The 23,711-nt window shown below is 33.7% G+C and carries 19 protein-coding genes and 1 pseudogene; 5 read left to right on the top strand and 15 right to left on the bottom strand.

The genetic code is table 11. The annotated features are described in order from the left end of the window. The 11 genes from ACFX5D_RS01690 to ACFX5D_RS01640 form a co-directional block, all read right to left on the bottom strand. Positions 1-744, bottom strand: coding sequence for a class I SAM-dependent methyltransferase (locus ACFX5D_RS01690; RefSeq protein ID WP_379856537.1), 744 nt, complete (start codon positions 742-744; stop codon positions 1-3). A gap of 1 nt (position 745) precedes the next feature. After that, positions 746-1,198, bottom strand: a complete 453-nt coding sequence (locus ACFX5D_RS01685; RefSeq protein ID WP_379856536.1) for a GNAT family N-acetyltransferase — start codon at positions 1,196-1,198, stop codon at positions 746-748. A 1-nt stretch (position 1,199) separates the two neighbouring features. Beyond that, the gene (locus tag ACFX5D_RS01680) at positions 1,200-2,171 is read right to left on the bottom strand and encodes a hypothetical protein (protein ID WP_379856535.1); all 972 of its coding nucleotides are present in this window, start codon (positions 2,169-2,171) and stop codon (positions 1,200-1,202) included. 9 nt (positions 2,172-2,180) lie between these two features. Further along, positions 2,181-3,137, bottom strand: a complete 957-nt coding sequence (locus ACFX5D_RS01675) for a glycoside hydrolase family protein (RefSeq protein WP_379856534.1) — start codon at positions 3,135-3,137, stop codon at positions 2,181-2,183. 26 nt (positions 3,138-3,163) lie between these two features. Next, the gene (locus ACFX5D_RS01670) at positions 3,164-3,865 is read right to left on the bottom strand and encodes a WbqC family protein (protein ID WP_379856533.1); all 702 of its coding nucleotides are present in this window, start codon (positions 3,863-3,865) and stop codon (positions 3,164-3,166) included. Beyond that, entirely contained in the window at positions 3,862-4,938 is a 1,077-nt protein-coding gene (locus tag ACFX5D_RS01665) for a DegT/DnrJ/EryC1/StrS family aminotransferase (RefSeq protein ID WP_379856532.1), read from the bottom strand. Before ACFX5D_RS01665 ends, ACFX5D_RS01670 begins: the two co-directional genes overlap by 4 nt. Beyond that, entirely contained in the window at positions 4,938-5,705 is a 768-nt protein-coding gene (locus tag ACFX5D_RS01660) for an FkbM family methyltransferase (RefSeq protein ID WP_379856531.1), read from the bottom strand. The genes ACFX5D_RS01665 and ACFX5D_RS01660 overlap by 1 nt, the downstream gene beginning before the upstream one ends. A gap of 9 nt (positions 5,706-5,714) precedes the next feature. After that, positions 5,715-6,980, bottom strand: coding sequence for an ABC transporter ATP-binding protein (locus tag ACFX5D_RS01655; RefSeq protein ID WP_379856530.1), 1,266 nt, complete (start codon positions 6,978-6,980; stop codon positions 5,715-5,717). Between the two features lie 165 nt (positions 6,981-7,145). Then, a complete protein-coding gene (locus tag ACFX5D_RS01650; RefSeq protein ID WP_379856529.1) occupies positions 7,146-7,502 on the bottom strand; it encodes a four helix bundle protein in 357 nt (118 codons plus the stop codon). Between the two features lie 218 nt (positions 7,503-7,720). Beyond that, positions 7,721-8,938 (bottom strand): ATP-binding protein, encoded by a 1,218-nt coding sequence (locus tag ACFX5D_RS01645; protein ID WP_379856528.1) that lies wholly within the window; start codon positions 8,936-8,938, stop codon positions 7,721-7,723. 307 nt (positions 8,939-9,245) lie between these two features. Then, positions 9,246-10,115: an ABC transporter permease gene (locus ACFX5D_RS01640; protein WP_379856527.1), complete on the bottom strand. Its 870-nt coding sequence runs from the start codon at positions 10,113-10,115 to the stop codon at positions 9,246-9,248. A gap of 598 nt (positions 10,116-10,713) precedes the next feature. Here ACFX5D_RS01640 and ACFX5D_RS01635 point away from each other — a divergent pair. The 3 genes and pseudogenes from ACFX5D_RS01635 to ACFX5D_RS01625 all read left to right on the top strand — a co-directional run bounded on the left by ACFX5D_RS01635 (position 10,714) and on the right by ACFX5D_RS01625 (position 12,195). After that, the gene (locus tag ACFX5D_RS01635) at positions 10,714-10,977 is read left to right on the top strand and encodes a hypothetical protein (protein WP_379856526.1); all 264 of its coding nucleotides are present in this window, start codon (positions 10,714-10,716) and stop codon (positions 10,975-10,977) included. 42 nt (positions 10,978-11,019) lie between these two features. After that, positions 11,020-11,271: a hypothetical protein gene (locus ACFX5D_RS01630; RefSeq protein WP_379856525.1), complete on the top strand. Its 252-nt coding sequence runs from the start codon at positions 11,020-11,022 to the stop codon at positions 11,269-11,271. A gap of 165 nt (positions 11,272-11,436) precedes the next feature. Then, a pseudogene (locus ACFX5D_RS01625) lies at positions 11,437-12,195 on the top strand (transposase). Positions 12,196-12,238: 43 nt separating this feature from the next. Here ACFX5D_RS01625 and ACFX5D_RS01620 read toward each other — a convergent pair. Beyond that, positions 12,239-13,702: a glycoside hydrolase family 130 protein gene (locus ACFX5D_RS01620; protein WP_379856524.1), complete on the bottom strand. Its 1,464-nt coding sequence runs from the start codon at positions 13,700-13,702 to the stop codon at positions 12,239-12,241. 607 nt (positions 13,703-14,309) lie between these two features. Then, on the bottom strand, positions 14,310-16,706 hold the full coding sequence (locus ACFX5D_RS01615; protein ID WP_379856523.1) for a glycosyltransferase: 2,397 nt from the start codon (positions 16,704-16,706) through the stop codon (positions 14,310-14,312). A 1,687-nt stretch (positions 16,707-18,393) separates the two neighbouring features. On the opposite strand from ACFX5D_RS01615, the gene ACFX5D_RS01610 reads away from it, so the two are divergent. Beyond that, the gene (locus ACFX5D_RS01610) at positions 18,394-18,843 is read left to right on the top strand and encodes a GNAT family N-acetyltransferase (protein WP_379856522.1); all 450 of its coding nucleotides are present in this window, start codon (positions 18,394-18,396) and stop codon (positions 18,841-18,843) included. Positions 18,844-19,062: 219 nt separating this feature from the next. On the opposite strand, the gene ACFX5D_RS01605 is transcribed toward ACFX5D_RS01610, so the two are convergent. Continuing rightward, positions 19,063-19,917: a leucine-rich repeat domain-containing protein gene (locus tag ACFX5D_RS01605; protein ID WP_379856521.1), complete on the bottom strand. Its 855-nt coding sequence runs from the start codon at positions 19,915-19,917 to the stop codon at positions 19,063-19,065. Positions 19,918-20,095: 178 nt separating this feature from the next. On the opposite strand from ACFX5D_RS01605, the gene ACFX5D_RS01600 reads away from it, so the two are divergent. Beyond that, entirely contained in the window at positions 20,096-20,578 is a 483-nt protein-coding gene (locus ACFX5D_RS01600; RefSeq protein ID WP_379856520.1) for a DUF1761 domain-containing protein, read from the top strand. A 105-nt stretch (positions 20,579-20,683) separates the two neighbouring features. Here ACFX5D_RS01600 and ACFX5D_RS01595 read toward each other — a convergent pair whose 3' ends face one another. Beyond that, positions 20,684-23,602, bottom strand: coding sequence for an FAD-binding and (Fe-S)-binding domain-containing protein (locus ACFX5D_RS01595; RefSeq protein WP_379856519.1), 2,919 nt, complete (start codon positions 23,600-23,602; stop codon positions 20,684-20,686). Between the last annotated feature and the right edge of the window lie 109 nt (positions 23,603-23,711).

Raw genomic sequence — 23,711 nt, 5'->3', positions numbered from 1 at the left:
TTATTTTCCTTTTTCACACATTAAGAAAATACTCGAGCATAAATCAGGATAGTGTTGTCCTAATTGGTAGCAACCTTCAAGGTAGTCATTAGAAATAATATCTGTTTGCAATAATTGATCCCATTGAAAATTAGCCAATGCTTTAAAGAAAATCCCTGAACGTAATACTACATTAAGTCCGGCAGCTTTTGCATCGCGCTCCAAGGTGTCTAAAGTATAAGTAATATTATGACCATGCTCAGCTTCTGCAGGAGTTACAGCTGTATTATGAGTAATTAATCCCATTTTGACTGCTATTTGTCTTGATGGCGCATTTGCATTAGGACAAACTAGAAAAAAACGTCCACGATCTGACAACCATTCGTCATTAATCCGTTTTAAAACTGCAATTGGATCATTGATGTGTTCTAAAACATGAGTTAGAACTATATTATCATATTTTGTTGGAAGTGTTGCGGTTTCAAAAAGTGAATTTACAAACTTAACCTTATCCCCAAACTCATTTTTAGCCATTTTTACAGCCTCGTCGGAAGCTTCTACACAGGTAATATCTTCAAAATAAGGTAAAAATCTTCTAGTAAAATCACCTTTAAAGCTCCCCAATTCTAAAAAATTTCCTTCTTTAAAAAAAGGAATAAAAGATTTTAGCATAAAAGGATGCATGACGTCAAAATCAAAATTATAAGCATATTTATGATCAGCAGTATCTTTTAGCTCTTGGTTATAATCTCTTTGAATATTCATACTAATTATTTTTAATTCTAAATTCCATAAAAAGAGCTTCTTCCTTTTTATTTTCTATTTCGAACCCTTGTTTTTTATATAGTGTAATTGCATTTTTATTTTTAGAATGTACTTCTAATGAAATCTTTGTGAAATCATTATTTTTAGCATATTCTTTTGTCATTTTAATCAATTGGCTTGCAATGCCTTTATTTATATAATTTTCTAAAACACTCACATTGGTTATATATCCTTTTTTTGATTGACTATCATTAAAATAAACTGCAATAAGACCAACTAATTTTTTATCGTGCCAAGCTTCAAATGTTTGCGATTTTTTATATATTTTTTGAGCATAATCGTGAAGATTAACTTTATCGCTTAATAACGGCACAAACAAATGATCACACATTTCTAAATGTAAATATAAATCTTTTTGTGAGGCTTTTTTAATTTCATAATCAATCACATCCATTTCATTTATAAGGTTGTTGCTCTAATTCGGCAATTCCAAATCCGTATTTCCCGAATTCATTTCCATTGTACAATAAATGAACTTTAGAATTGCACTCAAAAATATGTGGATAGCACATCATATCCGAATCCCAATCATTGGCTGTTGTAGTTATTCCAGAATTATCATCGTCTCGTGTCCAATGTTTCAAATCATCAGAATAAGCATATCCAAGTTTATAGCTTCTTTTTGAATTTTTCCTAAAATCTGTTGCTTCCCGATAACAAAAATACATATGATAACGAGAACCTATTTTTATAACTGTAGGTAAAGCTTGACATTCATTCTCGTTTAATTTATCTGAAATAATTTGAATTCCCTCTTCTTTATTCCATTGAATTCCATTTTTGGATGTGGCATGTGCAATTTTATACACTCTAGCTTCTGGTTCAGTTTCTGTAGCTACCATCCATTTTACCCCAAAAATATACCACATATGATATACCTCATTATATTTTTGAACAAATGCATCGCCAACTAAAATGGGTTCTTTTAAAGAAGAACTCACTATGGGACCGTTACCGTATTTCTTGAAAGTAATCCCATCGTCTTCGCTTATTGCCAATCCAATGGAAGTTTCAACAGAAACACTCACTCTACGATTCCATCCGCAACTGTATGCTAGAATTCTATTTTCTTCTTTTAGCAGGTTAATGGGGAAAATTCCGTGCTCATCGAAAGTTCCCAGTTCGCCTAAAGCAATTATTTCTTGTGACGAAGAGTTCAATATGTTTTCAAAGTCTTTATCAACATCAATAAACGCAATAAAACTTAAGTATTTTCCTGTTGCTTCATCTTTTTTTCTTGTTGAAAAATAAATCCGAACGAAATCTTCAAACACAACGGTTTGCGGCGATTGCGCAAATTCTTTACAACCGTTGGCTAAACTATATTGTGTTGGGTCAAACAGTTTCCCTTTTTTAATCCAATTCATTTTCATAAATTACTCTGCTTCTAATTTTGCAATACCAAAACCATATTTACCAACTCCATTTCCTAAATAAAGTATATAAATTTCTCCATCCAACTCAAAAACATGTGGATAACTTATCATTTCAGAATCCCAACCGTCTTTGGAAACATCGATGCCTACTTTTGAATCATCTCTTGTCCAATTGACTAAATCATCCGAAAAAGCATATCCTATTCGATAACCATTTTCTTTCCCCCTATAATTAGTGCTATATCGATAACAAAAAAACATATGGTATTTCCCGTTTAGGAAGATGACATCTGGGCTGGCTTGCGCTTCATTCTCCTCAATACTATCTGAAATTAAATCTTTATTTAATTTATTCCAATGAATACCATCTGTTGAAGTTGCCATTCGGATTTTATATATAGGTTCCGGTTTTCCATTATCAAGAATCCACTTTCTACCGCCAATATAAAACAAATACCAAATACTATTGAACTTTCTAACTTTTGGCCCGCTTAAAATAAAAGGTTCGTCAGGCGAATAGGAAAGAATGGGTCCATCTCCCAATTTTTTAAAAGTTTTACCATTATCATCGCTAATTCCTATTCCAATAGCAACATTGAAGGGTACGGATTCACATCGTGTCCATCCTCCATAATAAACCTTATATTTTCCATCATCCTCTATAACAGATGCAGGATAAGTTCCAAATTCATCAAAAGTACCAAGCTTTCCTAATTCCAGAATAGGCTCTTTACTTATGTCTATAATTTCAAAAAGATTGTTTCGATTTAAATCTACATAGGCAGAATAGCTAACATATTGTCCATTTTGATCCGGTTTTGGTCTACATGAAAAATAGACTCTCACAAAATTTTCAAATAGTACTACGGACGGTGCTTGAGCAAACTCATTCATCCATTCTGGAGTCGCAATCTGACTTGGGTCAAAAACTTTCCCTAACTTATTCCATTTAAACATTATCTTCTATTATATTTTCTGTGAAATTACAAAATTGTATATTGATTTAAATATTCTTGTATTTTTCCCCTTGAATTAAAAAACAAAACATCAATTATAGAAAGCGACGGTATGAAATCATTGTCAAACTGTTGATATTCTATGGTGTTGGATTTTATAAAATTCAGTTGTAAATCATTTTTATTAAAAGTATCTTTTGAATAGAGTTCAGTTCCCCCAATTGGGTTTATATAACTAGTTGCACGCAGTTCTTTACAAATAGCAATAACTTTGTCTTGCGATTTTAAAGAATGATTAATTGCAATTGAAGATGAAACAATGAATTCAGTTTTTATCTCTAAATAATGCGAAATTTTTTTCAAGGAATGAAAAATAAAGTCAAACAAATTCTCTTCGTTAGTATTGAAAATAGATTCAATTAAAGGAAACACCTCATTATACTGCGGTGCTTTTTTATACAATTCCGCTATTCTACCAATTATTTTAGCCCTATCTTTTGAGTATGATTCTGCTACTTTTCTTTGATTGACATGTAAAAAATCGGAGTCTTTTTTTAATGGCAAAGTAAAATAATCATCTTTGCCATGCATCAAAATTCTATTCCTATTGATCCAGCCTTTTTTTGTAAATTCAATATTATCATATATTACAAATTCATCTACTGCATTTATTAATTGAAAATAACCAATGTAAGGAAATAAATAAGGTTGCATAATCGCTATTTTCATAGAATAGCACCATTTAGTATATCAACAATAGTTTTTACATCATTATTTGAAAGTCCTGCATACAGAGGTAAACACAAAACTCTAGCAGCAACGTATTCAGAAATAGGCATTGTTTTCTTTTCTGTAAACCCTATAGTATTTAATGAGGGATAAAAATACCTTCTTGGAAAAATCTGATTTTGATTTAATGCGGCTTGCACTTGAATCAATTTTTCTTCTGATTCAAAAATCACGGGATAATAACTATAATTCCAATGTGTATGTTCCCTAATTACAATCTTCTTAAGTTTTAAAAAATCTATATTGGTATTATAATATTCAACAATTTCTTTGCGTTGTTTCAATATTTGCGACATATGAGGCAAAATGGTCAATCCCATAGCCGCTTGCAATTCGGACATTTTAGCATTAATTCCCACACCATGAAAGGCTAACGGACCATTATGTCCAAAATTATGACTATAAAAAAGTTGATGTTGTAATTCCTTATTTGAAGCAAACATTGCTCCGCCTTCACCCGTATGAAATAGTTTCGTTGCATGAAAACTACAGGTACTTACATCTCCATAATTAAAAATCGATACATTTTTATAAGTAACTCCAAAACCATGAGCAGCATCATAAATTATTTTCAAATTGTGTTTCTTAGCAATTGCTTCAATCGCTTCTACATTACAGGGATTACCAAAAACATGAGTCGCTAAAATAGCTGTCGTTTTATCGGTTATAGCTTCCTCAATTTTGGTTTCATCAATAGTTAAATACTCCGGATGAATATCTACAAAAACGGGAGTACAATGTTCCCAAACAATAGCAGCTGTAGTGGCGACATAAGAAAATGGTGTAGTGATGACCTCTCCTCCTTTTGCCAATACTTTTAATGCAATTTGTAAAGGAATGGTGCCATTAGTTGTTAACACAACACGGTCTGTTACTAAATAAGACAATAGATTGTCCTCTAACTCTTGAACCAAAGGTCCCCGATTTGTAATCCAATGATTATCCCAAGCTCTTTTCAAAATTTCTTGATACTCTTCCTGAGGAGGCAAAAAAGTTTTGGTTACGTTTATCATTATACGATTACTTGTGAGTCAATAAATCCATTCTTTTTTACAAATACTAATTCTACCAACCACAAAACCTGCGGTTGTAAAGGTCTGTTCAAATCGGTTATTTCAAATAATCGATAACCGTTTTCATCCATGAAAGTAATTAATTTCAAAAAGCTGTTATCAAATAATTTATTAACTACCCCTGCTTCAACCATGAATATTTCGGTTTTTCCAAGGAAATTGCTGGCGCCTTTCAAAACCTCTATATCCAAACCTTCTGCGTCAATTTTTATAATATCTGGTATAGGTAAATCGCTATTTAATAATAATCCATTCAGTGTAACTACTGGAATTTCTATTTGTTCAAATCCGGCGGCTTTAGCTTCTTTTTTGGTATATCTAAAAGAACAACTGTCATCTCTATCGACAATCGTAAATTGAAAGGCTCCTTCTTGTTCGCCGACGCCCACAGGATAAAACTGTACTTTAGGATTGGTTTCTAGAATATCCTGAAATGAATCTTTTAGCCAATGTTGTGGTTCCACCAAAGTGTAATACGCATCTGGAAAATACTGTAAGGTTTCTCTGGTCCATGTACCGTGATTGGCGCCAATATCAACAATATGTTTTGGATAAAAATTGAATTTTTTTAACGTAGTATAAAAATTAAATAACAAAAAATCCTTATTGTTTGTATTCACTAATTTAATATCCGCATCTATCTTTTTTAATTTATAGCCGAATTTTCCAAATGCTTTTTTAATTATTTTTTTTACAATCTTATTCATTTTTTATAGCTATACTTCTATTGACCAGTCAAATTTTGGTTTAATAAAACCTGGTTCTTTTCCCATCCATGATCCTATTGCCCTTTCTCCTTCTTGAATATGAAAGGACATAATATCTTTTTCGACAAACAGGGTTGTTTTGGAATTTTCAATAACATAAACAGTTAAATAATAAGACCCAATATTCAGAAAACCTTCAGGCAATGTACATTTAATTTTATTTAAACCCCGATTTAATTTTAGTTTGTTGTTGACATGCGAAAAAGTAAATAGGGCTTCACCCGACTCGTTATTCAAAACAAAAGTAACTTGCAAATTTTCATTTATATCTTTTAAAGTGATAACCGTATTAATTTCAATTTTTTGGTATTCATCCAATGCATCGTCCGAAGATTTCCCAATAGGATTTAGGCTAATCTCATGCAACCTAAACTCTTTTTTATCATAATCTGATGAAAATATCTTTTTGTTTTGGGATTCTGAATCACCACTTAGATAATAACTTACGGCATTTTCTATTTTACCATCGAATTTTACCTTACCATGTTCTAAAACAATCCCCCTTGTACATAGACTTTTCACCGCCGCCATATTGTGACTCACAAATAACACGGTTCTCCCACCCGCTCTTGAAATATCCTGCATTTTCCCAATAGCTTTTTTCTGGAACTCGGCATCACCCACCGCCAAAACCTCATCGATAATCAAAATATCGGGCTCTAGAAATGCGGCTACGGCAAATGCTAAACGCACATACATGCCGCTACTATAGCGCTTTACAGGGGTGTCAATATAACGCTCACAACCGGAGAAATCAATAATTTCATCAATTTTAGAAGCAATTTCTTTTTTGGTCATCCCTAAAATAGCACCATTAAGAAATATGTTTTCACGTCCAGTCATTTCTCCGTTAAATCCGGTTCCTACTTCAAGCAAAGAAGCCACTCGACCGCCAAACTTAATGCTTCCGGTAGTAGGTGCAGTAACACGGGATAATATCTTTAATAAGGTAGATTTTCCCGCTCCATTTTTACCAATAATACCTAAAATTTCACCCCGTTCCACTTCAAAATTAATGTCTTGTAAAGCCCAAACATAATCACTCTCGCCTTTAGTACTGCGGTCATTGGTATCCCCAATTTTCAAATACGGGTTTTCCTTGCCCCGCACTTGGTGCCACCAACGGTTCAAATCGTGTGCCATAGTACCCGTCCCAACTTGACCCAGTCGATATTGCTTCGAGATATTTTCAGCTTTTAATATAATGTCTTTCATCTGAGTGAATGGTAAATGGTGAGTAGTGAGTAGTAAGTGGTGAGTAGTGAGTGGTTTTTAGTGAGTGGTGAATAGTTGTGGCGAATAGTGAACAACTAATATCTTGTACTTATTCACTTCTCACAATTCACTTTTCACTTCTCACAGTTCACTTTTTTCTTTTCACTATTCACCATATTTATTTTTTATATAATTCTTAAATCCAATCAAAAGCTTTTTAACTTCGGTAAGTTGCTGTTCAAAAGCATCCTCTTTTATAACAAATTCTAATCGTATCGCAATTAAATATTGAGTTTCCAACTCTGAGAGTGACCCTATGGAAATATACAGAAACTGTACTAATTCTTTATCTCCTTTCCGTGCAGCTCCTTCGGCAATGTTTGATGGGATAGAAATAGCTGCTCTTCTCATTTGACTCGTTAAACCATACTTCTCGGTATCTGGAAACGACTGTGTAATCTGATAGACTTTAACTACCAAATCCATACCCTTCTTCCAAACATCCAAATCTTTATGATCCATACCTCAACTTTTTACTATTTACCGTTCCCTTTTCACCACTCACCACTCACTTCTCACTTCTCACTTCTCACTTCTCACTTCTCACTTCTCACCACTCACTTCTCACCACTCACTTCTCACTTCTCACTTCTCACTTCTCACCACTCACCACTCACTTCTCACTTCTCACTTCTCACTTCTCACTTCTCACTACTCACTACTCACCATTCACTACTATTCTACTCCCAGAATAACAGGAAGCTTCGTAAATCCATTGCCACTATACCTTCGTAGGTATTCCCTTGAAAAGAATCCAAAGTAATTACTGTTTTGGGATAGTTGTCATTTATTTTTTTTAAGTTCCCAAACTCTCTTACTATGGTTTGAGGCTCATTCAACGATAACGCTACTTGTAAATACTGTTTCTCGCCTGATTTTTCTGCTATAAAATCAATTTCGGCTTCGCCTAAAATGCCTACCTGAACGGCATAACCTTTGTACAATAAATGATTGTATACTACATTTTCTAGTATCTTACCTCTATCTTCCAATCGATAGCCCCAAATACCGTTGCGAATCCCTAGATTTTCAAAGTAATATTTCTCGCCTATTTCAAAAATGCGTTTCCCTACCAAATCATAACGTGTTACTTTATGTACTAAAAAAGCATTCACCAAATGATGAATATAGATTTGTACTTGATTTGGCGCTATATTTACACGTTGGGATTTCAGAAAATCACTTATTTTTTTAGCAGAAAATAAACTTCCTGTATGCCCCGCCAAAAATAGCACTAACTGTTCTAAAAAAGGTACGTTACGAATTGAATACCGATTAATTATATCCCGATACACAATGGTATTATAGATGTTTTTTAAATATTCAAAAACTATGGCGTCTTCCAGCGGCAGATGCTTTAAATAGGGAAGTCCACCAAACTTGAGGTATTTATCTAACGTATTTGCACTATCGGAAAGCTTGTGAAAATCTAAAAACTCGGTATAAGAAAGACTATAGACCACGATTTCAATATACCGACCACTCAAATGACCTGCAATATCACCTGATAAGAGGTTGGCATTACTACCCGTACAATACACATCTAGATCTTCATACAATACTAACGACCGTAGGGCGGCTTCAAAATTAAGAATATCCTGAATTTCATCAATAAAAACATGGGTTTTGGAGGTGGTTGACTTATTTGCCAAAACATAGGCATGCAATTCTTCCGCAGTTTTTATAAATGAAAAGGCTAAATCTTCCTTATTGATATATAAAATAGCATGGTCAGGATTTTCCTCTTGTAGAAAAGCAATTAATTGAAAAAGCAAATAACTTTTACCCACTCGTCGTTGCCCTGTAAATACCTTTAGAATATTTTTGCCTATAAAAGGACGCACTCTATCCAAGTAATGGGTTCGATTATTAATATTTTCAGGTAACTTAATTGTCATTTTATTATAGATACGTTTATAACTTTTATCAAATATATAATTTTCTATAGATACATCTATAACTTTTTTATGTTTTTTAGTAAAAAAGAAGCTGAGTCCAGCACATCATACATAATATATTCCCCATCCGTTTTTTGTTTTCTAATTTTTCAATGCCAATTTCTAATCTGCCATCTAAAACCTAATTTCTATTTTAGGTTACAGCGATTTTAAAATTGAATAACTGACACTGGGCACTGATCAGGGTAGTAAAGACCCTTGAACATTAATCACTAAATACTGAACACTGAATACTAAAAACTGATCACTAAACCGTATCAATAAAACTCTTCTCCGTCTTATTAAAAATCAACACACCTACAAAAAATACAATAACTGTTATTAAGAAAGTATAACCCAATCCCCATATAGAAATTTGACCCACATTCAATAACATATAGCGGGCAGTTTCAATTATATAAGCCAAAGGATTGTATTGCACTAACCACCCATAAGAAGGTAGTTTTTCTTTTATCAATGCCATGGGATACATTACTGCCGACAAATACATCAACAGTTGTACTCCAAAGCCAATCAGATTACTAAAATCTCGATATTTGGTAACCAAAGAAGAAATAAACATACCAAGTCCCAATCCTAAAACACCCATCAGTATAATTAATAAAGGGAAAAGTACAACGAAACCATTCAATCCAACAGTAGCGCCTTTTAGATAATAGAAAATATAAAACGCAATAAATATTACAAATTGAATTCCAAATTTAATCAAGTTAGAAATTACAATGGACAGCGGAACAATAATCCTTGGAAAATAGACTTTACCAAATATTCCCGCATTAGCACCAAAGGTATTTGAGGTCCCTGTAAGGCACGCCGTAAAGTAATTCCACACCGTGATTCCCGCTAAATTAAATAAAAACGGAGGTACCGTGCCTGTACTTATTCCCGCCAAATTATTAAATATAATGGTAAAAGTAATGGAAGTAAACAAAGGTTGAATCAGATACCAAAGTGGTCCTAAAACTGTTTGTTTATAAACGGTAACCACATCTCTCTTCACAAAAAGCATCAGCAAATCTCTGTATTGCCAAACTTCCTTAAGATTAAGCGTGAAGAATTTATTTTTAGGTGTTATTTCAAACAGCCACGTGGTATTGGTATGTTCGGGTTGGTTCATTGGTTTATGCTAAAATCCTAGTTTTGGTTTTGTATCGCGAGAATGTCATCTCGAGCACAGTCGAGAGACGAAAGTCTTTTTTTGTCTATATGGTGAATACTGTGATTTCGAAGCAAATATAAATAATTTACTTGGGAAGCATCAAGAAAAGCCTCGCACCATGTTTAGTTTTCGATATCCTCTTCTATTTCGTTGCTGCATAGGATCAGAAGTACAATAAAAAAAGAAACTTCCGGGTACGCTTCGCGACTCTAACTAACAGTTTAAGGCAATGCCCATTTGTTAATAAGAGTAGTTTGTCAGCGAATATACTATTCCTTTATAGATAATAGCAATAATTAACAATCAATCGACAATATTGATATGTGCAAAGTGTATTCATCTGTTTTCACCTTAATGAATTAATCGTGAAAGCACGGGTTCGAATGATTTTTACAGCGAAGTAGAAAAACCGGTCAAATTGACCACCCTATTCCAGTGCAAATTGACCACCACTTTCCAGTTCAAATTGACCAGCTGATTTTGGGGTACAATTGACCCATAAAAACTAGTAACTTTTTCATGTTAGCACCATACATTCGTTAAAAAAACACGGATTATGGCAAACAAAGCAACAGACATGAGTAAAATTAGAAAAGCAATTAAATTCTACTGTAACGGGAAAAGTAAGTTATTCATAAGTAAGTACTTCTCTCTTTCAAATATTACGGTAAAGAAGTATATTTCTTTATTTGAAGTGCTAGGATTAAGTTTTGAAGTAATTAATGAAAAAACAAATGCAGAACTGGAACTTTTGTTCTCACACACTACCGTGGAATCAATCAGTCCCAAATTGCAGAAACTTCATGATTTTTTTCCTTAAATGGAACTAAAATTAAAAAAAACTGGCTTTATCATACACCATATGTGGAAGCAATATATTGCCGTAAACCCTGATGGTTACCGGAGTTCACAATTTGACCATCATTACAAAACATGGGGTAAACGAGTCAATCCAGTGATGCTCATGAATCACAAAGCTGGTGATAAAATGTATGTGGATTATGCTGGAAAAACACGCTCCATCATTGATAAAGACACGGGAGAAATCAAAGAAGTACAATTTTCTGTAGCCATATTGGGAGCCCGTCATACATGTATGCCGAAGTTTCTATGAGCCAGCAAAAAGAAGATTTTGAGTGGTCCGTCAACAATGATGATTCAATAAACATAAGTGATATTATAAAAGATGAAATAATTAAATCTATTGATACTACCGATTCAAAAACCGCAGAAATTGTTTATTCAAGACTATTTTTGTTTGTATAAACCAACAATATTCATGTTAAATATAGTAAATAATTATTTTAAAATTTTAGCTATAAGTTCTTTGAATATTGTTTTTAATACAGAAATTCGAGATTGGATAAAGTTTAAAATACCTGATTCACAAGTAGTTTCTTTAAGTTTAACCGCTGGATTTATGTCTATTGAGAGTGAAAATTCATTTTTTAATCCGTTTCAAAATAGACAAATTTCTAATCTAATTGAACGAAGTCAGTACAATAAGAGAAGGAAAAAAATATTCTATTTTACTGAAGAAATTAGAAAACACTTATATTCAAAATTCACATAATTTGAGAACTATTTTGTTATTGACAGTATCCCACTTCAGATTTGTAAAATGGCTCGCCATAATAGGATTAAAATTAGCGAGGATGATTATCAGACTGTGCCAGATAACGGTTTTTGTGCGTCACAAAACTCTTGGTTTTATGGTTATAAACTTGAATACAGAGGTTCTTTATCTCCAACATTACAATTAGATTTGTTTGAAACAGCAAATATAAAATTAGAAACGCCAATGAGAATCAATCAAAATGGTTACAAAAAACAGACCTACATATTTAGAAAATCAAGAAAAAAAATAGAAACATTATTCTCTCAATTGTGTGATCAATTTATGATTATACGAAATTATTCTAAATTTTTTCAAGGTTTTAAAACAAGAATTCTAACTAAAATAACAGCATTAATTGTGATACAATTCATCAATAAATTTATTTTTGAAAGACCAATAAATAATATTAAAACACAATAATTTAATTGCACCCAACGCGTTAAAACAGTAGCATCTTATATCCTTAACTTTTCTTTAAAGCGTCAATTAACTCGACCAAATCGACTACACCATACGTAGATGAATAGTCTGATACGGCATAAGGCAATATAAGGCTGCTGTTGTGAATAATTGAACCGCAGGAATAGACTACATTAGGTACATAGCCTTCCCGTTCATCTTCAAGAGGTGAGAGTAAGGGCTCTTTAAGCCTTCCAATTTCCTTCGAAGGATCATCAAGATCAAACAGCGAAGCACCTATGCAATAGCGTCTCATAGCACCCACACCATGAGTAATAACCAACCAGCCTTCTTCCGTCCAGAGTGGCGATCCACAATTTCCAATTTGTGTAAATTCCCATGTATAACGCGGCTCTTGAAGCATTACTGGATTATTCCATTGTGTAGGCCTATCGGAATACATAAGGTAATTGTTGACGCCATCAATTCTGGACAACATAGCATACTTGCCCTTAACCTTTCTCGGAAATAATGCCAGATTTTTATTTTGAGCACCAATTCCGTATAAGGGCATTACTCGAAACGTATAAAAGTCTTCCGTTGAAATAAGTTTCGGAAGAATGACATGACCATTATAAGCTGTATAGGTAGCCATTACTTTACAAGATTCATCATCATCGACAAAGCACACAAAGCGAGCATCTTCAATACCGCGACTTTCAGAATCTGATATCGGAAATATAACCCGTTCGGTAATATCCGAATCGTGTTTAAACTGCAAATCATAAAATGAATCTGCCAACCACATCACTTCCTCCAATGCTGTTCTCCTTTCCAGACGAATCATTGGATCGCTTAATGCTTTATGAACCATGAGTTTAAGGACAGCATATTCAAATTCGTCCGGAAGTTCCTGCATTAAACGGGTCGAATATTTATTCGAAGTATGCATTTCTTCTAATTTTATCAAAAATCGTTCTTTGTTGTACAGGGTTTTGTGTACAATCTCTGCTTTATCAATGTTATTACCATTTTTCATTACCTGCAGATTATTATTCTTGTCCAGGATTCCTCTTCTAAAAACAATTGATGAAATATGGCCTTCGCCAGTAGCACGGAAAGAAATAATTACACGCTTCTCTCCCTTTTCGAGACCAGACTGATCGAAATCCGCCACAATGGAAGGATTAAATATGGCCGCAGATTCTATAGCATACTCCATTGTACAATAAGAACCGATGAGCATTTTTCGTTCCTGTGACAGGCCTTCATAATTGATTTGCATCCCTTCAATTATACTTCTAATTTTTTCGCAATGCCTAAAAAATGTACTTGAGATATTTCGATGCCGTCTGGCAAATTCACGAAGTGTATGCTCCAAGGTTTCGATGACTTGTTTTTCACTCAATACCATTATATGACTCACCATTTTTTGAGTCCGGTGATCGCCATTGATAAAATATCTGGCAACAACCCTTCTCGAATCAGGGGTAAATACTATATTTTTTCGCACTACAGGAACTCGCATAGCTTTATCTTTTAATTATAGTAAAATAAGTGTGCTTTTTTATGTACTAATAAAAAGTCGTTTAGAAATATTAGTTCGTCACCTGTTTATCTTTTTGATGAGCCCACCACGATATTTGTTTGAAACGCACGCTTCTTTCTCCGTGTCATTTCTCCCTTTAAAGCGTTCCAAGGCATCTACAACCCAAAGATAAGCTTGATCAAAAAAATTAAATTATTGAAATGCTAAGGCACCAGAACTTTGACTTTTTGTTCTGCAATCATTTTGCTGTTATTTTAAATTTCAACCTATTTCACGACATCATTTTAACAGTTTATAATTTTGGAAGCTAAAAATTTCATTAAATTACCAACTCAAAATTACAAAAATAATAACAAAGTAAGTGTTAATATTTGATTTACAGTAGGCTTACGGATTTTAAAAAACCCGACAATTGAGCGGACCCAATTTTAAATATTAATTACCATCAGGTAAAATCATTAAACTTTAAAGGAATAAAGCCATCTCAATATCTGGAGATGGCTTATTCAATATAACTATTTGATGATATGCAGACAAAGATAAATGACTTGTGTTTGCCAATAAGAATTTTTATAAAATAAACCTATCATGCAAACTGATTTCTGCTACTCAATTTCAAAAATAGTTCCATTTGACTTTCAGTACTTTTGGAATGTTTCATTATTTTTTTTAATGTTTTTTTAACCGTCAATCGTGCCATTAAATAACTTACGGTAGATTCCGCTCCTTGATTCAAATTAATGTACGTATCTTCCAGGCCATCATAGCAACCACCGGTACACGGGTTATAAATAATTTGATGCAAATGATTGTTTCCTAAAAACCAACTGAAAGCGATTTTCATTTTTTCTAAATACACCTCTTCCTTAAAGGCTTCGTAAAACTTGCTTAATGCCAAAATAGTGTAGGCTACGTCTATTGGTTGTTCGCCGCCTATTGGTGGCAGAACAAACTCATTTTCTTTCTGCAACCACCCTTTATTAGAAACTACTTTTATGCAATCTTCTCTGAATATTTTTGACAAAAGAAAATCAAATGAAGATTTTGCAATTTCCTTATAAATAATATCACCAGTTACTAACCAGGCGCACAGTAAGGCTTCTGGCAAAATACTGTTTCCATACGTAAGATAGCTCTCGTACCAGGCCCACTCTTTATCAGATTCATGTCTGTACATTTGAACCAATCGATTGGCCAGTTCTTTTATTAGTGCCACATTTTGTGTTGATTTATTTTTTGTATTACTGTAATACACGCCTTTTATTATAAACGCCATCGCTCTTGTAGAATGCATTTTATTGACATTCAGCAGTGCGGTATCCATAGTAGTTTGTACCGCTTTGGCAAAATCATGAGGTAACAAATCACTTATAGAAACCAAATATCCCAAAGCCCATACCGCTCTTCCATTGGAATCAGACAGGTTAGTTGTATCGTTCTGTTTGGTAAATTCCTGGTTTTCATCTACATAATTCAAGAAATACCCTCCCGGTTGCATACAATATTTAATAAAATCAAAATAGATATAAATGTATTCTAAATCGGCTATGTCTTTTGATAGTTCAAAATGCAGGCACATTGCCACCATAGCTCTTGCGTTATCATCTAATGTGTAGCCGGAATTTATATCTGGCTGATTGATATTTGAAAACTGAATCATTCCAAAAGCAGTTGTTAATTTTCTTATATGATCCAAATTAATTTCGGGCATTTCATAGTGCAAAGAGAGTGTATCTTTCGCAATTTTTTCGAATAATAAAGCGTGAGCAACTGCAGCATTTTCCCATACTGTTGGGGCCATTTTATGCAATGCGTTGGCGCTGATATTTTTTCTCAACTTCTCGTCAAGCAACAAAAGATTTACTTCTACGGCTAATTGCTGAACATTTCCAAAATCTACAATAATTTGAGATTCCCCACACAAAACTTCGCATACGTGCGGTATAGGAGTAGAGACAATGGGGCAACCGCAACTCATGGCATAAGAAAAAGTACCGCTCACTGCCTGGTTTGGATCTTTGGAAGTAAATAAATAAACATCGGTCAGTTGCAAATATTCCAATAGATCCGCTAAGGACAAATAGCAATTTATAAATTGCACATGATTTTGTAGTTGTAAAGTTTCAATCTTTGATTGCAGCATTAACCGATATTTTTCCCCCTCTTCTTTTACGACAGAAGGATGTGTCTTTCCAATAATTAAAAACAGTACATCCTGATTTTCTTTAATTATAGTGGGCAGTGCATCCAGTGTGGTTTCAATGCTTTTACCAGAACTAAGGAAGCCAAAAGTGGAAAGCACATTTCTACCCGTCAATTGATATTTTTCCTTTAAAAGCGCTTTGTCAGAGTGCGGAACTAAATGCGTTCCATGCGCAATAATAATAATTTTTTCCGGAGAAACCCCGTAATCATTTATTAAGATTTTTGCAGACGAACTGGTCATTACAACAATAGAATGGGCAGATCTGGTTATGTTTTTTACGTTTTCCTTTAATAATTCATTCGGATGTGGCAATACGGTATGAAAAACAAGAATAACAGGCTTTAGGATTGTATTTAAAAAATTCCTAAAATCGGCCTCACTATTTCTAAACAGTCCAAATTCATGTTGTATCAATACTATCTGAGTGGCAGCGTTGTCATTAATTTGGGTTGCTAAATTGTGAAAAGAATTTGAGTCGTCGGTATTCAATATATATTGTGTTGCCTCTGAGTAAATATGTTGTTCATCATGGGACTCTACAGGACAAATTTTTATCCGGAACGAAAGTTTGAATTTGTTATTCAATGCCTTAATTAAATCCTGAGAATAAGTCGCAATACCGCATTCACGCGGAGGATACGATGTGATAAATAAAATTTCAGGCAACTTTTCTTTGGTCTCTGGATTGTATATTGCATTCACATCAGAAGAATACCCTTTTTTTTGACTTACTGCAGATTGTCTTTTGGAACTTCCAGTTTTGATTCTATTTCTCATATTTTTTAGTATTAAGCATTAATTCTTTCCGTAATTAAGTTAAGCCAACCGATGTACAGTTATTCGCCGTCAGGGCCGAGATGAAAGCAAAGTGCATTCTAAATAATGCCTAAGCAATAGGAAAACTACGTTCTTTACTTCTTCTGTCGCTTTCCCTGACAATTCGGGTTTAAATTCGGATAAAACAATCGAGCATTTTTTTTTACAGGATTTTGCAAATCCATAAATGTCGCGCAGGTCAGCCAAATAAATCCTTTTGTATTGGTCTTCAAATTTTAATAAATCGCAAGCAGTCAAATTTAACTTTTAGCGAAGGACATTCGCCAGCTATTTAAAACCAGCTTCATGCAACTTTAAGGTTTACGACCCAGGACAATGTATGACCGTGCAAATGATATAATCTTCCCAAAACTCGAGTGTAAATTCCTCAACGCTTTTTAGTCAGCTTACATTCGATCAGGAACTCCCGGCTGCCAACTATTTTGTTAGGCAATAAGATTCTATTTAAATTCCTAAAAAGTCCTTTTATCCTACTCTTAGCATCCTTCCCTCCTAGCTAACACATCCGTATTTTCACCGATCGAATTGCTAACTTCTGAACTTAAACACATTTATTATAAGTACATACAGCGCCTGCCCTTTTTCACTAAACTAAATCTCTTTTAAGAGCGACAACTGTTAACGAGCATTCCTTCAAGGTATTTAAACAAACTCAATAAGAGCTTTATATTCGCTTCTGTGTTGCATTCATGCCTTTATTATCAGACTCAACTACTATGAGGGTCCTCTCCATTCGTTTTACCATATTAAGTGATGATTCCTTTACTTTGCAATACCTACTTTTTAACTACTTACAGCGGGTCACTACGCTGTAAAAAGAGGAACAATAATCACCCTTCTGTAACTTTCGGATTAAATAATTATTCATTTTAAAAAACAAGCCCTGTTTTTCAGCTAGTACCTCTTCTTTTTTACGTGTTCCATAATTCCTTATTTTGAGTTGCCTACTTAAAAAAATAGTAGCAGAAAGACATAACTTAACCGATTGTCAATTCTATCGATACGTAAAGTTCGAATTATAATATTAAAACCTCTTGCAAAACTTTGTTAAAAAATTGTGTTATTTACATATTATCAAGACGTTACAAAGTCCAAAGAGTCAATATTAAAGTTAAAGGATTATAGGCTATGTTCATTAATCAGAAAGATTTTTAAATTATTTCGCAAAATATTGCTGGCTTGTTCCTGATGAAGCGAATAAAACATATAAATTCATTTAGGTAAACAGTGCATTTTTTTTCTAAATTTTACGAATAAAAAAAGACTGTTTATTATTTAACTTTTCTTCTTCCACACGCGCATTTATGAATTAACGCTGTTTTCTAAAATTCATTTATACGATTAGTTTTACTGAAATCATAAAAGTTAAGAGTGACACTAAAATACATGCAGTGCCAAAAGATATAAAAACAGTACAAAAAACTTCATTTAATGACCGTTTACAGCACTGAACAAAACTGTTTTTCCTTCAAAAAAAAACACTGTTAATTCCATTTTCGTTATATGTTTGTGATTGTCTATGATAATTCTGACCAACAAATTGAGGGGAGTTTAGCAATAAACAATAACATACAAAATAAAATTACCGCCCTACCGCATTTACCCGAGCATATCACACGAAAAAATAATGTTGCGCCAAATTCTGGCTTCAGACATTCAAGACGTTATAGAAATTTCATTTTACGACTCCATTCAAGCAAAGACAATTGAAGAAGCAACTGAAATGCAAAAGAAAATTGACAAAGATTATGAGTCCGGTAATTCTATTGCTTGGGGCATTGTCGACAAAGTGACAAATGATATTGTAGGGATTTGCGCTTATTTTCGTGGCCTTGATAAAGGAATTGGTGAACTTGGTTGCGTTTTATTACCTCAATATAAAGGAAAAGGTTTTATGTCACTTGCCTTGCAATTAGCCCTAAACTTGGGACGGGACATGATAGGGATAAAACGTCCTAAGGCAATTACAACGAAACAAAACGAGAAAGCAACACAACTTCCTGAAAGACTGAATTTTATTAAAATTGCTACCGTACAAGACAACGCGATTGCATATAAACTAAAGCCGAAAGTATAATAGCAGAAATTTGCATCCTATCAAATTATAATCAGTCTGCATTCTGTTCAACACTTGTTACAAAAATAAAGCTACTTTTAAGTATTATATAAAAAAAAGCCTGTAAGGTATAAATACTTTACAGGCTTCCAACAACTAAATTAATTAAAACTTACTTAAAAAAAAACTAAAAATTATTAAATCTAATTACTACAAAAAACAAGGTTATTTTTACTTCTATTAATCTTCAGAAACGATCGCTTTATTTTTATCTTGATTTACATCTAATAAAATTGTAGCACCATTATTATTCAACATAGTCATCTTTAACGTATCTAACTGCGCCAAGTTATTGGACACTTTTCCGTAAAACAAATTGTACGAAATATTCATTTCCTTCAAATTATTCAATTCTCCAAGCTCCACTGGAACTTCTCCAATCATTTTATTGTCAAATAAACTTAAGTTCTCAAGAGATTTCAAATTTGCAACTTCAGGTCCTAATTCACCCATAAATTTATTACTGTTTAAAAGCAATATTTTCAATGTTTTCAGACTATATAATGAACTTGGTATTTGACCGGTAATTTCATTATTAAATAAAGAAAGAACTTCTAAATTTTTTAAGTTACCTATTTGTTCAGGCAGTTCACCTGAAAGACCGTTCATATATAATGCTAACTCTTGTAATTTATTCATTTCACAAACAGAGACCGGAATAGCTCCTGTTAAACTATTAAACGAGATATCTAGTATTTTAAGTTCTTTTAAATTCCCAACAATTGAAGGTATTTCTCCAGATAAATGGTTTTTATGCAAATCTAATTCTCGCAAACTAACAAGCGCAGCAATATCATAAGGGATCTCGCCAACCAAATTATTATTGGCCAAATTTAGTGAAATCACTTTTTCATCTTGTAATTTAACCCCATACCAAGTAGAAACGGGCTTTGATAAATCCCATTTTGTTACCCACTGACTTCCATTTGTTTTTTCGTATAATTTCACTAATGCGTTTCTCTCTGAAGGAGCAACATTAGCTACTATTGAAAAGGAAAACAAAAGGGTTAAAAATAGAGTAGTTATATTTTTCATAAGTAGAAATTTTAACTTTTTACACACCTAAAGTTACACACTATTCAACTAAACGACAAATATAATCGACGAAATACATATAATTATAAATTAAATGGCTTAATTTCTTACAAAAATATAAAATTTTTCCCATCCTGAAATTTATTACATTTGACTAACTATCTTTAAAATCAATTTTATGGAAATGAATTTTTATGCTCTATTAGTTGCGGCTTTCTCAACGCTTGTTGTTGGATTTATTTGGTATAACCCAAAAGTGTTTGGAACAATCTGGATGAAAGAATCTGGAATGACCGAAGAAAAAATGAAAGGAAGCACTATGCTTCTTACTTTTGGAGTATCCTTTATTTATGCCTTGTTAATCAGTTTTATGCTGCAAATCATCACGATCCATCAAACGGGTGCTTTAGGAATGGTGGGAGGAGATGCCAGCATTGCCAAACCTTCTTATGTCGCTTTTATGGCAGATTATGGAATGGCTTTTAGAACCTTCAAACATGGTGCTTTACACGGATTTTTGGCAGGATTATTTTTAGCCGTACCATTAATTGGAATAAATGCACTGTACGAAAGAAGAAGTTTTAAATATACGCTGGTAACCGGCGGTTTCTGGATAGTATGTTTTATGATTATGGGCGGCATTATATGTGCCTGGAAATAAAAAAATAGTTAAAGTAATCTCGTGCTTTTTTTACAATAGCACGAGATTTTTTATTTCTACTGCTCATAGTTTTGTTAATCAAAAATCATATATGAGCAATTTTTATTATCGTAGTGCTTTATACAAAATCTCCACAGGATGCAGAGCCTCTCTACCTGTACCATCAGAAATTTGATGACGGCAACTGGTACCTGACGCAGAAATTAAAGTTTTTGTTTCTTCAGATCTAATTGTAGGGAACAAAACGAGTTCTCCAATATTCATAGAAATTTCATAATGCTCTTTTTCATACCCAAAAGACCCCGCCATACCACAACAGCCGCTTGGAATATTTAAAACTTTATAATTTACAGGAAGAGATAATATTTTTTTTAATGGTACCAATGATGACAATGCTTTTTGAAAACAATGTCCATGCATCCTAATACGCTCTTCATTGTCAGTAAACAAATTTGATGTAATTCTCCCTGCTTCTGTTTCGTTTGCTAAAAACTCCTCTATCAAAAACGTGCGCTTCGCTATTTCTTTCGCTTTTATTTTTAAATTCCCTCTGCATAAATCTGGATATTCATCTCTAAAAGTTAAAATAGCCGACGGTTCTATTCCTATCAAAAAAGCATTATCAGGCAAATTTTGACTAACGGATACGACGTTTTTCTCGGCAATTTCTCGGGCTTTTTTTACCATACCTTTAGATAAATAGGTTCTTCCACTGATTCCTATTGACGGAATTTCTACCTTATAACCTAAGCGATTTAGTAATTTAACTGCAGTCTGACCAATAGTAACATCGTAATAATTCAAAAATTCGTCGTTGTACAAGTACACGGTTGGTTTATCAAAATTCCCTTCCTGTGAATAGGTTTTCATCCATTTTGAAAAGGTTATTTTGTGCATCATTGGCAAATTACGTTCGGTAGAAAAACCGGTCATTTTCTTTATTACAGTTCCAACAAAACCCTTTGTAGAAAAATTATAAACTGCCGGAATACTAGAAAATAGTTTATTGATCACTGGTGTATTGCCAATTAATCTTGAACGGAATTTTATTCCGTTTTTATCATAATATTGCTGCAGCGTTTCCGCTTTTAATTTTGCCATATCTACATTCGAAGGACATTCAGACTTGCAACCTTTACAACTTAAACACAAATCCAAAACTTCTAACAAGGCTTCACTATCAAATTTATTTTCCTTGTCAGAATGGGTTATCGTTTCGCGTAACATATTGGCTCGAGCGCGCGTACTGTGTTTTTCTTTACGCGTAGCCATATAACTCGGGCACATCGTTCCACCGCTCTTTTCGGTCTTTCTACAATCACCTGATCCATTGCACATCTCGGCCGCTCGCAGTATCCCATTGTTTTCCGAAAAATCAAAATATGTTTCAGGCATAGGCGTTTCCTGCCCAGCACTATAGCGCAATGAAGTATCCATTGGCGGAGTGTCAACAATTTTACCCGGATTAAAGACACCCCATGGATCCCATGTTAATTTTACCTCTTTAAACAGTTGGTAGATTTCATCTCCCAGCATCAATGAGATAAACTCCCCTCGCAGTCGTCCGTCCCCGTGTTCGCCACTCAACGACCCTTTGTATTTCTTAACTAAATGGGCAATATCTGTGGCAATAGTTCTAAAAAGCGCCGTTCCTTCTTCTGTTTTCAAATCAATAATTGGACGTAAATGAAGTTCACCCGTTGCAGCATGCGCATAATGCACGCAGCGCAAATTTCGCTGTTTTAAAATGGCGTTAAAATCTTCAATAAAACCTGGCAAATCATTTACATCAACGGCTGTATCTTCTATTACCGCAACCGCTTTTGCGTCACCAGGGATAGTAGACAATAATCCTAACCCTGCTTTTCTTAAATTCCAGACCTTAACTGTATCTTCTCCAAAAACAATTGGAAAATAATTACCCAAATCTTTGGCTCTCATCTGAGCCTCCATTTTGTGGGCTGTTTCAATAATTTCTTCTTTAGAATCTCGCAAAAATTCTACAACCAAGATTGCTTTTGGATTGCCTTGTACAAAAAATCTATTTTTGCTTTGTTCGATATTTTCTTTGGTACAGTCTAAAATATAGTGGTCTATCAACTCTATACTATCAGGTTGAAATTTTAAAGCTTCCAGATTTGCTATTAAAGATTCGTTGATACTATCAAAATGTATACAAACCAAGCCTGAAAAAGGTTTTAGTGCAGCAACAAGATTCAACTTAATCGCAGTAGAAAAAAACAAGGTCCCCTCCGATCCTGCAATTAATTTACAAAAATTAAATTTTTCCGTAAAGTTCCCAAATGGCATACTGTCTCCCAATAAATCAAGCGCATAACCTGTATTGCGACGTGGAATAGATTTTTTGGGATAGTTCTCATCAAATAATTTTCTGTTCTCTTCATTTGACAATATCGTTTTGGCCTGAAGGTAAATATTCTGCTCCAGCTGGCTTATTACATTAATACCATTGCATTTATCTTCAAATTCTTTGTTGGTCAAAGAATTAAATGTAACTTCATTTCCGTCAGCCAAAAAACCTTTAATTTCCAACAAATGTTCTCGTGTTGAACCATAAATTATTGATCGGGCACCACAGGCATTATTCCCAACCATTCCGCCAATCATGCAGCGATTACTAGTTGAAGTTTCAGGTCCAAAAAATAATTGGTAGGGCTTCAAATAAAGATTCAACTCATCACGAATGACACCCGGTTGAACCCATACTGTTTTATTCGTTTCGTCTAAGGAAATAATTTTTGTGAAATGTTGAGAAATATCTACCACAATTCCGCTGCCCACCACTTGCCCAGCGAGTGATGTACCGGCAGCGCGAGGAATAACACTGACTTTATTTTCTCTGGCAAATTGAATTATCTTCTGAATGTCGTTTTGGGTTGATGGAATTGCCACTGCTAATGGCATTTCCCGATAAGCACTAGCATCTGTAGCGTATAGCGTGCGCATTGTTTTATCAAAAAATAATTCCCCTTCTAATTGACTCGCTAAACTTTGAAGATTCATTTGGTATTCTTTTTAATTTTCAAATCACCCTTTTAGCGCTATGGCTAAAACTGGATAATTGAGTTTTATAATCAAAAAAGTTCTCTTGTAAAGAAAAATTTTTACTATA

The organism is Flavobacterium fructosi, assembly GCF_042787335.1.
GTDB classification, from domain to species: Bacteria; Bacteroidota; Bacteroidia; order Flavobacteriales; family Flavobacteriaceae; genus Flavobacterium; species Flavobacterium fructosi.
The sequence above is the reverse complement of the archived record's forward strand: the minus strand, read 5'-3'. Positions and strand labels throughout refer to the sequence as shown.

What these genes read in the sequence shown, in the direction of transcription:
- ACFX5D_RS01690 (WP_379856537.1), bottom strand. Translation starts at nt 744, where the DNA reads ATGAATATTCAAAGAGATTATAACCAAGAGCTAAAAGATACTGCTGAT.
- ACFX5D_RS01685 (WP_379856536.1), bottom strand. Translation starts at nt 1,198, where the DNA reads ATGGATGTGATTGATTATGAAATTAAAAAAGCCTCACAAAAAGATTTA.
- ACFX5D_RS01680 (WP_379856535.1), bottom strand. Translation starts at nt 2,171, where the DNA reads ATGAATTGGATTAAAAAAGGGAAACTGTTTGACCCAACACAATATAGT.
- ACFX5D_RS01675 (WP_379856534.1), bottom strand. Translation starts at nt 3,137, where the DNA reads ATGTTTAAATGGAATAAGTTAGGGAAAGTTTTTGACCCAAGTCAGATT.
- ACFX5D_RS01670 (WP_379856533.1), bottom strand. Translation starts at nt 3,865, where the DNA reads ATGAAAATAGCGATTATGCAACCTTATTTATTTCCTTACATTGGTTAT.
- ACFX5D_RS01665 (WP_379856532.1), bottom strand. Translation starts at nt 4,938, where the DNA reads ATGATAAACGTAACCAAAACTTTTTTGCCTCCTCAGGAAGAGTATCAA.
- ACFX5D_RS01660 (WP_379856531.1), bottom strand. Translation starts at nt 5,705, where the DNA reads ATGAATAAGATTGTAAAAAAAATAATTAAAAAAGCATTTGGAAAATTC.
- ACFX5D_RS01655 (WP_379856530.1), bottom strand. Translation starts at nt 6,980, where the DNA reads ATGAAAGACATTATATTAAAAGCTGAAAATATCTCGAAGCAATATCGA.
- ACFX5D_RS01650 (WP_379856529.1), bottom strand. Translation starts at nt 7,502, where the DNA reads ATGGATCATAAAGATTTGGATGTTTGGAAGAAGGGTATGGATTTGGTA.
- ACFX5D_RS01645 (WP_379856528.1), bottom strand. Translation starts at nt 8,938, where the DNA reads ATGACAATTAAGTTACCTGAAAATATTAATAATCGAACCCATTACTTG.
- ACFX5D_RS01640 (WP_379856527.1), bottom strand. Translation starts at nt 10,115, where the DNA reads ATGAACCAACCCGAACATACCAATACCACGTGGCTGTTTGAAATAACA.
- ACFX5D_RS01635 (WP_379856526.1), top strand. Translation starts at nt 10,714, where the DNA reads ATGGCAAACAAAGCAACAGACATGAGTAAAATTAGAAAAGCAATTAAA.
- ACFX5D_RS01630 (WP_379856525.1), top strand. Translation starts at nt 11,020, where the DNA reads ATGTGGAAGCAATATATTGCCGTAAACCCTGATGGTTACCGGAGTTCA.
- ACFX5D_RS01620 (WP_379856524.1), bottom strand. Translation starts at nt 13,702, where the DNA reads ATGCGAGTTCCTGTAGTGCGAAAAAATATAGTATTTACCCCTGATTCG.
- ACFX5D_RS01615 (WP_379856523.1), bottom strand. Translation starts at nt 16,706, where the DNA reads ATGAGAAATAGAATCAAAACTGGAAGTTCCAAAAGACAATCTGCAGTA.
- ACFX5D_RS01610 (WP_379856522.1), top strand. Translation starts at nt 18,394, where the DNA reads ATGTTGCGCCAAATTCTGGCTTCAGACATTCAAGACGTTATAGAAATT.
- ACFX5D_RS01605 (WP_379856521.1), bottom strand. Translation starts at nt 19,917, where the DNA reads ATGAAAAATATAACTACTCTATTTTTAACCCTTTTGTTTTCCTTTTCA.
- ACFX5D_RS01600 (WP_379856520.1), top strand. Translation starts at nt 20,096, where the DNA reads ATGGAAATGAATTTTTATGCTCTATTAGTTGCGGCTTTCTCAACGCTT.
- ACFX5D_RS01595 (WP_379856519.1), bottom strand. Translation starts at nt 23,602, where the DNA reads ATGAATCTTCAAAGTTTAGCGAGTCAATTAGAAGGGGAATTATTTTTT.